At 38.9% G+C, this 13564-nt stretch carries 9 protein-coding genes and 1 riboswitch; of the genes, 3 read left to right on the forward strand and 6 right to left on the reverse strand.

Annotated features, from left to right (window positions below):
- Nucleotides 1-172: 172 nt before the first annotated feature.
- Complete coding sequence (locus ACFO6W_RS08435; protein ID WP_379995262.1) at nucleotides 173-1204, reverse strand: FecR family protein; 1032 nt, start codon at nucleotides 1202-1204, stop codon at nucleotides 173-175.
- Nucleotides 1205-1485: 281 nt separating this feature from the next.
- Between ACFO6W_RS08435 and ACFO6W_RS08440 the strand changes: the two genes are divergently transcribed.
- The 3 genes from ACFO6W_RS08440 to ACFO6W_RS08450 all read left to right on the forward strand — a co-directional run bounded on the left by ACFO6W_RS08440 (nucleotide 1486) and on the right by ACFO6W_RS08450 (nucleotide 5934).
- A complete protein-coding gene (locus tag ACFO6W_RS08440) occupies nucleotides 1486-2022 on the forward strand; it encodes an RNA polymerase sigma-70 factor (protein ID WP_379995264.1) in 537 nt (178 codons plus the stop codon).
- Between the two features lie 100 nt (nucleotides 2023-2122).
- Nucleotides 2123-2191, forward strand: a riboswitch (Fluoride riboswitch).
- Between the two features lie 282 nt (nucleotides 2192-2473).
- Nucleotides 2474-3724, forward strand: a complete 1251-nt coding sequence (locus ACFO6W_RS08445; RefSeq protein WP_379995308.1) for a voltage-gated chloride channel family protein — start codon at nucleotides 2474-2476, stop codon at nucleotides 3722-3724.
- Between the two features lie 143 nt (nucleotides 3725-3867).
- The gene (locus ACFO6W_RS08450) at nucleotides 3868-5934 is read left to right on the forward strand and encodes a glycoside hydrolase family protein (protein WP_379995266.1); all 2067 of its coding nucleotides are present in this window, start codon (nucleotides 3868-3870) and stop codon (nucleotides 5932-5934) included.
- Nucleotides 5935-6091: 157 nt separating this feature from the next.
- On the opposite strand, the gene ACFO6W_RS08455 is transcribed toward ACFO6W_RS08450, so the two are convergent.
- The 5 genes from ACFO6W_RS08455 to ACFO6W_RS08475 form a co-directional block, all read right to left on the reverse strand.
- Nucleotides 6092-7252 (reverse strand): MFS transporter, encoded by a 1161-nt coding sequence (locus ACFO6W_RS08455; protein WP_379995268.1) that lies wholly within the window; start codon nucleotides 7250-7252, stop codon nucleotides 6092-6094.
- Between the two features lie 40 nt (nucleotides 7253-7292).
- Nucleotides 7293-8741, reverse strand: coding sequence for a sedoheptulokinase (locus ACFO6W_RS08460; RefSeq protein ID WP_379995270.1), 1449 nt, complete (start codon nucleotides 8739-8741; stop codon nucleotides 7293-7295).
- 203 nt (nucleotides 8742-8944) lie between these two features.
- Nucleotides 8945-10426: a family 43 glycosylhydrolase gene (locus ACFO6W_RS08465; protein WP_379995272.1), complete on the reverse strand. Its 1482-nt coding sequence runs from the start codon at nucleotides 10424-10426 to the stop codon at nucleotides 8945-8947.
- Nucleotides 10427-10637: 211 nt separating this feature from the next.
- Nucleotides 10638-11549 carry a BT_3987 domain-containing protein gene (locus tag ACFO6W_RS08470; protein WP_379995274.1) on the reverse strand — a complete coding sequence of 304 codons (912 nt, stop codon included), beginning with the start codon at nucleotides 11547-11549 and terminating at the stop codon, nucleotides 10638-10640.
- A gap of 15 nt (nucleotides 11550-11564) precedes the next feature.
- Nucleotides 11565-13556 (reverse strand): RagB/SusD family nutrient uptake outer membrane protein, encoded by a 1992-nt coding sequence (locus tag ACFO6W_RS08475; RefSeq protein ID WP_379995276.1) that lies wholly within the window; start codon nucleotides 13554-13556, stop codon nucleotides 11565-11567.
- Nucleotides 13557-13564: the final 8 nt, after the last annotated feature.

A 13564-nucleotide genomic window follows, 5' to 3' on the forward strand; every position in this document is an offset into this window, starting at 1 on the left:
TTTAAGTAAAAAATAAATTGTTTTTCGAATTTGTTTTTTAGCACGGAGATATGCTGGTAACATGTTTCCGTGTTTTTTTATTAGATTTCTTCCGGTTATTTTTTCATAGGCTGTTAAATTTTTAAGGTTAGTTGGTTTTCAATACATATATTTAAGTTGTTTTCCTTTCGTTCTATCGTCTTAATACCACGACAGATTTAGTTCCTTTTTTATCTTTCTGGTAAGTTATATTATAATCTATCCGCGAGGATATCCTCATATAATCCAGCACCTGATACAACGGTTTGTCTTCGAAGGTTCCGGTGAATGTATATGTATTTATAATATTATTTCTAACATCGAACTCTATATTATAAAAACGGGACAAACGGGTCAGCACTTCGGGCATTGGAGTATTTTTAAAAACCAGTCGGTTATATAGCCAATCGGTTTCTCTCGCCGTGTTTGCTGTAACGACACTCAGTTCATTTGAAACAAGTGAATAAACTGCTTTTTGAGATGGAGAGAGTACAGTTCCGGCATTTTTGCCGGCAATATCTATCAGCACACTGCCCGACACTAAAGTAGTTTGTATTATTTCATCTTCTTCATATGCCTGCATATTAAATTCTGTCCCCAGCACTTTAATGTGGTATTTTTTATCCGACGTACTTACAATAAATGGTTTATCGGCATTGTGAACTACTTTGAAATAAGCTTCTCCTGACAATGTAACTTTCCGTTCATCTCCCATATAATGAGATGGATAGGTCAGGCTACTTCCTGAATTGAGGTAAACGTTCGTTCCATCGGGAAGTACCAGTTGGGTATGAGAATTATCATTTGAATGTACAGTAATCATGGACGGAGTAAATGCTTCTTGCAAATCCGATTTTTGTAAGAAAAAAGACCCTATTCCGAATAAGCCGATTATCAATGAAGCGGCAACAGCAATTTTTTTAAAGAACAATATTCTTGTTTTTTTCTTCAATCTGTTTTCTACCTGCCTGAAAGCAGATTCTACATCACGATCTTTAAGTCGTTGCTGTGTTTTTTGAGCATAGTATATCTGGGCCAGATGAATTAATACAGTTTCATTCTCTTTATTTTCTCCAATCCAATTTTCGACCGATACCACTTCACTATCAGTAACATCTCCAATGATGTATTTAAGTAATAATCCTTCGTCCGGAATATGAATGTCTGAACTCTTGTCCGATTCCATCAATACTTTATCTTCTTTGTTAATCTGTTCTTACCCAATCTCAATATCTGAGAAATAAGGCTTGTCCAAATGTACTCTTTATATATACGACACATATCTGTAAAATAACCCTAAACTTTTGCATGATTATTTTTATATAAATTTTTATCAAGAAGCAAAAACATAAAGTATCCGAACTATTATTCTAAAATATCTTGATTCCTTACTCCTATTATTTTTTTATCTTTTTAGGTATCTTTTGTTCATTAAAAATTATCTTTGCCACTAACTTAATAATCGCTATGAATGAGCAATTGCTTCTATCTGAAATCCAAGAAGGGAGTCCGGAAGCCTATAAGAAAATGTTTATGAAGTATTATTCTCCTCTTTGTGAATATGCTTCTCAATTTATCTCTGATACAGATGCCGAAGAATTAGTACAGGATTTGATGGTCTACATTTGGGAAAAAAGGGAGTATCTCTCAATAGAGAGCTCTCTAAAATCATACTTGTTCATGTCCGTAAAAAACAGGTCTCTCAATGCAATACGGAATCAGGAAAAAAAGAGGAAGGTACATTCCATATTATATGAGAAGCTTAAACAACAGTTTGAAGACCCTGATTATTATATGACAGATCAATTATCTGTTGAAATACAAAATACAATAGAAGAATTGCCTGAAAGATATAAAGAAGTTTTTGAAATGAGCAGGTTTGGAGAAAAAACAAATGCCGAAATCGCAGTAAACCTCGGAATATCTATAAAAACGGTAGAATATCGCATAACAAAATCCTTAAAAATTCTCCGTGCCAAATTGAAAAATTATATTGCTAAGTAACCCGCTTAATTACATATGAAGAACGTTAGACGCTGGTATTAGCACAAAACACATCTTTTTATAGTATTTAATAAAAAGTTTTTTCCTAATTTTGTCCTGTTATTCCAAAGGGAATGGAACTTCCCTGTTATAAACCGCTAATCAAGTAGCTAATAGTTCCTACCAATCAATTAATCTGTAACAAGGTATGGGTAGGAATTATATATATAAGCATTTGATAGCGGATTTTTTATTTCCACAAGACACATCTTAATAAATTCGTAAATAAACATACAATTGATTTTGTATGCAGAATCCCTATATCATTTTACCAATACTATCAATTAAATAAAAAATTAAATCATGAAAATTTCAAAAATAGAAGTGTCAGAAGCCGGGGACGGCAACAAAAAAAACATTAAAAGAATAATTAAGTAACAATATGTACCGGATAAATTCATACAAAAGGTTAATGATCAAAGTGGAGCAGATTCCACTTCTGTTTTACCTGTTCAAATGGTTAATTATAACATTAATTGCAGGAGCATTGATTGGTTCAGCATCGGCATTATTGCTTTTTTCACTAGATTTAGTAACAAATTACAGAGAATCACATAGATGGGTAATTGCTTTGTTACCAATTGCAGGTCTGCTTATCGGATTGATGTATCATTATTGGGGTAGTAATATCGTAAAAGGGAATAATTATCTGATCGATGAAATACATGCACCCAAAGATATTATTCCCTTTAAGATGGCTCCTTTTATTTATATAGGGACGGTTATTACGCATCTTTTTGGAGGTTCTGCAGGGCGGGAAGGAACTGCAGTACAAATGGGGGGAGCAATTGCCGATCAGTTTTCCCGTCTGTTTAAACTAAGGCAGCGCGACCATAAAATAATGGTCATAGTCGGTATCAGTGCAGGATTTGCATCTGTATTCGGAACCCCATTGGCAGGGGCCGTCTTTGCATTGGAAGTGATTATTGTAGGAAGAATGAGATATGAAGCTATATTGCCAAGTTTTTTCGCGGCTGTTTTTGCTCACCTGACCTGCCATTTATGGGGAGCGGCGCATACTCATTATAGTATTCCTTTTGTTCCCGAACTAAGCATTCCGAATATCATGCTTGTAGTAGCCGTTAGTATTCTCTTTGGTCTTACAGCTATGCTTTTTTCCCGCTCGGTACATTTCTGGGCCAAATTGGCGAAAGATAAGATTAAATATGCACCGTGCCGCCCGCTTGCAGGCGGAGCGATTATAGCTCTGGCCGTTTGGGGCTTAGGCACAACGAAATATATCGGGCTCGGTCTACCAACCATTATCGAGGCGTTTTCTGTACAGCAGGATTGGTATGACTTTTTAGCAAAAATACTTTTCACGACATTCACCATAGGAGTAGGATTTAAAGGTGGAGAAGTAACCCCGTTATTCTTCATCGGTGCTACACTGGGAAGTGCATTATCCTGTATTATTCCTCTACCTATAGCTTTATTAGCAGGAATGGGGTTTGTTGCTGTATTTGCAGGAGCAACAAATACTCCTGTTGCATGTACCTTTATGGGAACCGAATTATTTGGGATGGAAAGCGGTATTTATATAGGGATTGCTTGTGTAATATCTTATTTGTTTTCGGGACATACCGGAATATACACTTCTCAGATAGTGGGGAGTCCGAAACATCTTATATATGGAAGGATAAAAGGTACGCACATAAAATAAACAACACTAGAGTTTACATTAATGTAAAATATATTTTTCCATTATGATCGCAATATGATAAATTATTATTACATTTGCATATACCTATTTACAAAAGCAAGTATAAAATATTACTTTATAAATAAAAATCTAAAATCGCGAAAATGGGAAAAAAACTAACCCTTAACGTTGTATTAGTCTTTACTGTGATTAGTATTACGGCGTCGTGTTGCATCGGCGGCAAAACACCTGTGAAAGTAAATCTTTTATCCAATTCATGGACGTTTGAGAGCACACAACCTGCCTCCGGGACTCTATCAATGCAAAGTGCAGAAGCAGAGCTATCTCTACCTGCCGATACAATGAAAGGTTTTACAATCAAATTCAAAGTTGATCTGAAAAAAATTGAAGGAGAAAAAGAGATTCTCAACATCCCCGAAATGATAAGAGTATGCCTTCGCCAACATGATGTACAAGACCGGAAGAGACAAAACTATCCTGCCTATAAAATGGCGGACGGTTCTGTTCCTGTTCTGGAGGCAATTTTAAAACTACAATTACCTACCGCGAACAATCCGATAGAAGATATGACAATAGGTATTCCTCTCGCTATGCTCGACAATCCCGAAGGAGAACATGATATCGTCCTCAATTTTACCGATGCACACTTTACAATGTATGTGGATGGCAAAGCGCTCGACAATGACTATCCGTTAGGGTATCCGGTGGTAAGGGGCAAAAGTAACTGGAAAATAAATACGGAGTATGTGAAAAACGCAGAATTCTTTTATCCTTACATACCTGCCAAAAGAGTAGAGTCAAAGAATGCGGAAACAGCTACAAATATACAATATTGGACTCCTGAAGGACATAATAACTGGGTGGGTGATGTTGCTACATTATATCATAATGGCCGTTATCATATATTCTATCTATACGACCGCCGCGAGCATGGAAGCAAATTCGGTCGCGGAGGACACTACTTTGAGCATATCTCTACCGCCGACTTCAAAACATGGACTGAGCATGAAGCAGCAGCTCCTATCGAAGAGCAATGGGAAACACTCGGAACAGGAACTCCATTTGTATTCAATGGCAAACTCTGCATTAGCTACGGGCTCCATACAACACGTATCTACCCTTCAGAAAAAACAACATTGCCGATGCTTTGGGACGAACTGAACAAGAATGGGAAAACAGGCTCACACGACTACAAAACCATAGCAGGAATCCCCGCCGGCTCTACTTATTCCATCAGTGAAGATGGAGTCACCAACTTCAAAAAGACTCACATATTATTTCACCCTTGCGAAAACCCAAGCGTATATACCAACCCTGAAGGCACGCTGCGTATGATAGCCAATTACGGTTCGAAAGGAACATGGGAATCTGAAAACATAGACGGTGGATGGCATTGTATCGACCCGGATTTCCCTCGTGGTGGCGACTGTACATTCTATTTCCGTTGGAACAAATTTGATTATATATTAGGTGGATTCAATTGGATGTGGTCAAAACCCGCTACCGATCCCGAAAACAGTTATGTTGACATAGTTCAGCAAGGCGTGGATTATTACAACGGACTTTCAGTTCCGGCAGTCAGTGAAATCAAAGATGGCCGCTTCCTTATGGCTGGATGGGTAAAAATGCGCAACTGGGGAGGCTCTCTTAATATATATGAATTGATACAACTTCCTGACGGCAGGATAGGTTCGAAATGGATGGACGAAATCGTTCCTGCGACCACAAAATCCAAAAATCTGGACAACAATGACAAAATAGTTCAACCAACCGGAGAAAAGCCGTTTATGCTGACATTCGATGTTCATCCGTCAGACATTAAAAATGGTAAAATGTCTGTACTGCTTTTACCGGAAAATGGAGATAAAGGCGCATGTGAATTCCAGATACGGTTAGACGGTATGTATGCACAATACGCAAATGGTTCATTAAGTAATTATTCCGGCAAAGAAAAAAGCCTGCGAGAAGGAGGTGCTCCGCATGGCGCGCACAACTATGCAATAGAGAAACTTATAGATACCGACAAGCCATTTACTGTACGTATGGTGGTAAAGAACTCCAATAAATTCGGTGGAGCGTTGATTGATACTGAAATTGCAGGAAAACGTACAATGATATCTTATCGTCCGGATCTGACTGTAAGTAATCTGAGATTTCGCACAGAAGGGGCAGACGTGAAGAATATAAAAATAGCTGAACTGATAGAATAAAACTAATAAAACAGTAAAGAAAGAGGTATCCTGCAACAGGATACCTCTTTTTATACCTCAGTAAAAATGCAGGTTGAAGTGAATTGTGTAAGTCAACTATAAAAAACCTCTTTTCCATTAATGGAAAAGAGGTACTGCTTTTTTCTATATTAAAATATTAATTCATATCTTTTCCTTTGATCTGAGTTGTAAGGAAGACTAGATATAAAATACAAAGTGTAATAACTGCTATTGCACCCGCCTGACTGCCAACGGTATCAGACGCCACTCCCATAAATACAGGAAATATAGCTCCACCCGCAATACCCATTATCATCAATCCCGACACTTCATTGTTTTTATCCGGAACCATATGCATGGCTTGAGAAAAAATCATGGGGAAAATATTTGAATTACCGATTCCCAGAAGAGCTATACACACATAGATAACAATTTGGTTTTCAGCAAAAAATAATACTAAGACCCCCAATAACATAATTACCACACTCAAAATGAAAAATCGTTTGGCAGACAGGTATGAGAGAATAAAAGCTCCGGAAAAACAACCGATTGTACGAAATACAAAATAGAGACTTATGGCATAGCCGGCATCTTCAATATTCATATTCAACCTCTCCATCAGAATCTTTGGGGCGGTAAGGTTCACACCCACATCTATACCCACGTGTACCAATATTCCTATAAACAATAAAACAACGACCTTATTTGCCAATAGAGAAAGGCACTTTATGAACGATGACGTTTTCCCTTCTGCCATGTCTTCTTTGATAGGGGTCAGAAACAAATAAATGATAGCAATAATGGATATTCCTGCGAATACAGGATACAAAAGCCGCCAGTTGCCATACTCCAAAGCTGCCCATGAAGCGATGATTGGCGCAATAAATGAAGCTATAGCCTTGAAAAATTGCCCCAGAGTGAGTGTACTAGCCAATTGATGGCCACTTACTATATTAGTTATCAATGGATTTAAGGACACCTGCATCAATGTATTACCTATACCCAACAGAGCAAAAGACACCAGCATAATTGGCAGACTGTAACTGATAAGGGGCACAATCATGGCAAGAAAAGTAACAATAAGGCTCAAAAGAACCGTCTTACGGCGCCCTATTTTATTCATCAACAATCCTGTAGGGATAGAGAAAATAAAGAACCATAAAAAGACCATACTCGGCAAGAAGCTCGAAACTGTATCAGATAGTCGAAAATCTAACTTTACATGATTGGTGGCAATACCTACCAAATCTACAAATCCCATGACGAAGAACGCGAACATCACGGGTATTATTTTAAACAAGCTTTTGTTTGTATCCATAGTGTTGGTTAATTTATATTTTTAGTTATACAATAGCACTTTACATCACAGTATTATATTTCTTTTCCGACAAACCATTAAGAAAAGAACAGCTTTCTTCTTCCGACTTAATAACACCAATAGCTTTAGCAGCATTTACTACTGCGCCCATTGCTGCTTCTTCGTTGTAAGACGAAAAGTAAAGCGGATGACCGAACTCTTTCTCTATCATCTCGCAAAGTAACGGATTGCGTTTTACCCCGTTGCCGCTACCGCATATATAACGGACCCGGCTCTCCAACTCAGGAAAATAACCTGTTTTGTAATGAACTGACAATCCTTTCAGAAAACCCGCGACAAAATCATCTGGTGTGAAATTTGCCGTGGTCAGATCAGAGATACAGCCTTTCACGCCTTCATTCTTCCGTTGTCCTTCGAGTAATGGTGATACTTCAAGGGGTATTTTTTTCGTACAGTTGTCTCTGCCAGCCTCCAACATACGTTGCCACAACATATTGTCGTCTATTTCAGTTAACCCGAAAAGTTTTTTTCCTGTTTCTTTAAAGAAGCTGAACAAGGACTCATAAACCGAACCGCCATTGATAAAGCTTGTGGCTACGAGATAAGATTTATCGTCGAACGGACGTATCTGAGTTTCATACCCATCTATATATTTAGCAAATGTATTAAGGTCATCTTTGGCTATAAGGAAAGATAACTGCGTTCCCGTACCCACATTCAGCAATATCGATTCTGTGTCGTTGACGACACTTCCCATAAAGCTGGCCTGATTGTCGCCGATGGCACAGACTACAGGAATGGTATCCGGCTTGCTATTAGTATAACCGATAATGGTATTGTTTGACACTATTTTTGGAAAGCTCAAGTTATCTATCTCTAACTTTTGAACAGAACTTTCGCGCCAACTATTTGTGAATACATCAAACAAACCTATACTATGAGCCATAGTCGGACTCATCTTAACTTCTTCATTTTCATTGCTCCCTGCCAATTGTCTTGCAAAATAATCGGCAACAGTACAAAAACTATCTATATCCTCGCGTCCGTCATACTTTAACCATTTATACAATGTCACGGCACCATATCCGCTGGCTATACTTTCGTCAGCACCTGTAAACCCTTTCATTTCTTCCAATATTTTTTTACCGCCTGGCATTACCAGTTCACCGCTTTTGTCCTGCCATGTAACCAGATTAGTTACTGCTTCCTTCTTGTTGTTCACGCCTATTATACCATGCATTTGCCCAGTAAAGCCATAAGCAATTATCTTTATATCAGGATAGGATTGAATTTTGTCTAATAATTTATTGAATAAATCTCTAAGCTTCTCCACCGACTGTTCTTTTCTGTTCGCGTCGGAAAAGCTTATATAAGCATGGGTATTATAACTGAATACTTTTTCGATTGTCAAATTCCTTACATTTACGATGACTGCCGAAAGGGAAGTAGTCCCAAAATCAATACCTACAATACATGGCTTTGTTTGCATAAAGAGATGTTTATATGGTTATTCTTATTTGTTATTAAAATATTCAATTACATTAATTGTTTTGTATGACTCAGCATAATCAAAATAAATTTTTCTTCAGTTATCCCGAGAAATAGATGTTTCGCTATCACCCAATAATACAGGAAAGAACCTATGCGGAACTGTATCACTGAAGTAAGAAAAAGAATAGTTTATTCTATATCTTATTGCATTATTTTATAGATTTTGATATCCTTTATGGCGATGCTCCCGTTTTTGACGGAGAAAAACAGATTTTCGCCCTTCTGCTCCCCCAAACGATTGATAATACAACGCTCATTGTTGATATAAACATCTATAATATCGTCCATCACAATAGCATTGAGTTTGACCTCGTTCCTTAGTCCATCTACTCCTTCCAGCCTGGATTCGAACAAAGAAACAATTTGTCTGCCTGGATTCAATGTCAGTTTATATCCTTTCTTATCCTTGTCGGTCGCACGCATATACAGACCAAATTCATCGTAGTTTCCTTTCGGCTCTATCGTCATCGTTATACGATACTGACGAGGCAGATCTTTCATCGAAGCTATGCCTACACCGTTTGAGGCATTAATTTCCAATACACCGTTCCGGTATGAGCCCTTATTGTCTGAAATAGCAGGAACACTGATAACCGGTGTGGGAACAGGCGACATGGCCGGAGCTACTTCGGGCAGATATCCGACCGACAGCGCTCCATCCTCTTGCTGGAACAATTCGCGCAACACAATACAGCCACCCCAAACCTGACCTTCCGAATCCAGATTATTCTTTTTTACATTTGTGTAAAACGCGACAATGCGACGGCCGTTAAGTTCCGCAGTTTTTGCCACATTTGCCCATTTGTCCACCATCGGCTGGGTACGGGGATATTCCCAAGGGCCATAAGGATTTTTCGATTTCACGTAATATGTATCGCCATGAATACTATACAACAGATAATACCAATCGTTCCATTTAAAGTAATCGGGGCACTCCGGCACTCCATACTGTCCTTTAAGTGGGGATTCGGTTTCTGTCCAGTTTTTCAGATCTTTAGATGTCAGGTGCACCAAATATCCGCCCATTCCGCCAAGATTCGGATTCTTTTCATATCCCGAAATAAAGAGATGAAACACTCCGTCTTTATCTTTAAACGCACGCGGATCTCTGAAATCGCGACTTACACACTCTTCGGGAGCAAAGTAGAATGGGTTCGGCTGCTGCTTTTTAAAAGTGAAGCCCCCGTCTGTACTCATAGCATAACTCAATTGTTCGTGGACACCCTTTTCGTCCTTCACGCGGGTAGAATAAAACGCATAGGTTTTATCGCCGTCGGCAATAACAGAGCCTGTGCAGATGGATTTTTCCCATTCTTCGTCTATACCCAATGCTACGGGATAATGTTTCCAGTTTACCAGATCGGTTGTGGTACTCAATGCCCACTGATGCCCGCCCAGGCCATTGAGCCCTGAATGATTTCCTTCGTCCAGAAGCCAATAAAGATAAAGCGTGCCATTATGGGAAAAAGGCATACAATCGCCCGAAAAAAGATGAGACTCAACGGGTTTGAAATACTGAAAATGTGTTGTCCGCTGAATGGCAGGATTATAGTCTTTAGCTACTTGCGAAAATAGTGAAGGACTGAGGATACATACTAATACAGCGAAAAAGATTCGTTTCATTGCATTTTATTTTTTACAAAATTTATTTATAAAGTAACTATTTTTTATATAAAGATGTTGTTCCCAAAAGCGACATTCTCCTCTGTCTTGTTATATCGGACTATAGCGAGACATCTAAAATGCATCTAACTAATGGGATTCTTCACTAACAACTAAAATGACAGGGAGTGAAAATCGACTTTCAGGACAACATCTCAGTCTAAGTAAAAAATCACTCCATCTTTACTTCTCTCAGGAAATACCCTTTTATATTTCTCCTTATCGGAGCTATTTCCGTATTACTTTTATCCATATAAGAATAATCTATAAAGAACTTGATTGTTTTTGTCTTTTTTTCTGTTTCGGTAATCTGTACAATATTTATTTCATTATCCTTTTCCTTGTTTGGTGTAGCAAAGGTTAATTCTATATCGGCATTATTGGCAGAAAACGCAAGCGTACTGTCACTATTTACCTTCATATTAATGATATAGTCTTCTTTTTCGCTTGCCTTGTTCAGGTAAGGAACATGGAAGTAACATGAATTCAGATCAACGATTCTCAAGCTTTGTTCCTGATTGATAAAGATATTGCCTTCCGAGCTTCTAAGGTCGACAGCCATTGTGTAACTTCCTGAATAATCGTTTACTAATACAATATTAATCAATGATTGGTTATAGCCGTTGATGCCAATACTATGTTTCGACACAGAAACAATTTCTACAGGAAGAACATAATTTTTGTACTTATCCATATTATTCAGATTCAGGTTCAATGGAATAAGGGCGTATTCATCTCCTGCTTTTATTGTTGTTTTCATCGATTCGAAAGAATAACAATCTTCGGGTAGCAAGGTATAATAAGATGCTTCGTCATTTCTGAATTTCTCGAAATTATATTCGTCTAGCAATGCCGAATTCACAGCTATTTCAACATCCATATCTTCCGAGATTACGGATGTTCCGCTTACAGCCACACTAATAGATGTGGCAACTGAGCTTTCGTTGCTGAATGGTATGGCCCACTCATGGTAACCGCTGCGGATGATAACTGCATATTTTTCGAACAGTTCTTCGGGTAATTCGTTACATCCGGTCGACAATATTGCGAACAAGATACTTAAAAATATATTTAACTTTTTCATATAGATCTTTCTTTTTTATTTCCAGCCGGGATTTTGAGTTAATTTCTTATTTCTGGTTAATTCAGACTTTGGAATTGGCCACAAATACATTTTTTCCAGGAATACTTTTGGCATATCGGATGGCCGTTCATCGTAGAATCTTTGTTTTTGAGCATCGCTATTGTTCATATCCACATTCAATCCCATAACCGGCAAGTTTTCTTCTACTGCCGCATCTTTCCATCTGCGCAAGTCGAAATAACGGGCAGATTCAAGGAAAAGTTCTACTTGCCTTTCGCGTTTCAGTTCTTTCTTAAACTGTTCGTAGCTGCTATAATCGGCATCGGACAGATCCGGCAAACCTGCTCTAAAACGCACCCTGCTGAATCCATAACGCATTCCCTGCCTCGATTCTATAGAACCAGTCTCACGCTTAACAGATATATTACCCTGCTCCGAGTATGAAGGTATTTCGTAAACCTGTCCCGAGGTCAGTTCATTCAGAGATTCAGCGTACCATAGCAGTACATCGGCATAACGAATGGCAGGCTCTACTTTGTATTTTACCTGACCTCCTATATTCCATGAATCTTCCGGATGGTAATATTTTTTCACACCTATACCTGTACGAAGGTAGAAGTCCGGCTCCGACAATCTTTTTCCGCTCGGATCATCTTTATAATAGAAATATTGCAGTCCTATCTTCTGGGTTTCTGTTGTACTTCCGTTTTCCCATATAGATCCGTTGAACGAAATAGATGCATATAATCGGGGTTCGCGATTAGCGTATCTCAGAGAAACATTATTCCCTATATACGGGTACTCTGACAAGGACAACGTAAATCCTTGTGTCTGATAAGGATAATCGGGACTCGAATGCGTTATCGGTTTTCCGTCGCACATCAGGTACGCCTTCTCTTGCTTCAATGTAGTAGCTATTGTATTCCAGCCTATCATTTGGCGTGGTGCGGCATGTTTAGATATATCATTCAGATCGTCGCTTGTATAGCTCTGACGTGTGAATATAAATTCAGGATTCTTTGATGCGGTCACTTCTCCATTAAAACACTGCATATATGACTTATACGGGTCAATACCGCCACTTCCGTTCGGGTATGGAGTATTCGCCGTTGACACAGTAGAAGGCACAGGCACGGTCTCCTCACCGGCCTTTACTGTCAGCAACTCGTAAACTCCGAGATCTATCACTTCTTTCGCGGCAGCAGCGGCCTTTGCCCACTTTTCTTCGCTATATGTCTGCGATATCAATTGCCGCCCTGCATCATCGGTCAGGGAACTCAAATCCATATTTCCATTATATAGAGGACTTGCCGCATATAGCAACACTTTCGCTCTGGTAGCAAGGGCTGCTCCACGAGTAGCCTGCCCCAATCGGGACGCATTACGGGTAGGTGGCAATACCCTTGCGGACTGTATCAACTCCTGATTAATAAAATCGATACATTCGTCATACGTATTTCTTGCCACCGCGAGGTCTTGATATTCCAGGCTTATATCCTGAGGCTCATCGGGCATAATGGGCACCGGACCATACTGTTTGATAAGCATCCAGTAAAAGTATGCGCGTAGAAAACGGGCTTGAGCTCTCAGGTCTTCCCTTTCACTATTGGATAGTTCGCCACACTTGTCTACATTGTGGATAAATATAGATGCCTTACGTATTCCCTGATAAAGATGCGACCAACGGTCTTCGCTCAATTGGTCAGAAGCTGTATATTCGCAGTTTTGATATTTCTGGCATCTTTTTCCTCCATCCCAATCGCCAAAAATGGATTCGTCTGAGGCAAATGCAAATGCTGTGGTGCCTTTATTTGCTATTTCAGCTCCTTTGCCGTTGAGCGTGCTATACGTGTTCCACAACCATTGTTCGGTATAATGCTTTTTCGAAAATACGGTGTCTATTGTTAACATATCGTTGACATACTTATCTATCGATAGATAATCGTCGCAGGAATTGAGCCCTGCCAAAGATATGACCGACAATAGGAATATATATATTTTTTTCATGTTTGTTC

Source organism: Dysgonomonas termitidis (assembly GCF_042654545.1).
Taxonomy (GTDB): Bacteria; Bacteroidota; Bacteroidia; order Bacteroidales; family Dysgonomonadaceae; genus Dysgonomonas; species Dysgonomonas termitidis.

Bases quoted from the DNA above. Each gene is read 5' to 3' on its own strand.
- ACFO6W_RS08470 (WP_379995274.1), bottom strand. From the start codon at position 11,549: ATGAAAAAGTTAAATATATTTTTAAGTATCTTGTTCGCAATATTGTCG.
- ACFO6W_RS08475 (WP_379995276.1), bottom strand. From the start codon at position 13,556: ATGAAAAAAATATATATATTCCTATTGTCGGTCATATCTTTGGCAGGG.
- ACFO6W_RS08460 (WP_379995270.1), bottom strand. From the start codon at position 8,741: ATGCAAACAAAGCCATGTATTGTAGGTATTGATTTTGGGACTACTTCC.
- ACFO6W_RS08455 (WP_379995268.1), bottom strand. From the start codon at position 7,252: ATGGATACAAACAAAAGCTTGTTTAAAATAATACCCGTGATGTTCGCG.
- ACFO6W_RS08435 (WP_379995262.1), bottom strand. From the start codon at position 1,204: ATGGAATCGGACAAGAGTTCAGACATTCATATTCCGGACGAAGGATTA.
- ACFO6W_RS08465 (WP_379995272.1), bottom strand. From the start codon at position 10,426: ATGAAACGAATCTTTTTCGCTGTATTAGTATGTATCCTCAGTCCTTCA.
- ACFO6W_RS08445 (WP_379995308.1), top strand. From the start codon at position 2,474: ATGATCAAAGTGGAGCAGATTCCACTTCTGTTTTACCTGTTCAAATGG.
- ACFO6W_RS08440 (WP_379995264.1), top strand. From the start codon at position 1,486: ATGAATGAGCAATTGCTTCTATCTGAAATCCAAGAAGGGAGTCCGGAA.
- ACFO6W_RS08450 (WP_379995266.1), top strand. From the start codon at position 3,868: ATGGGAAAAAAACTAACCCTTAACGTTGTATTAGTCTTTACTGTGATT.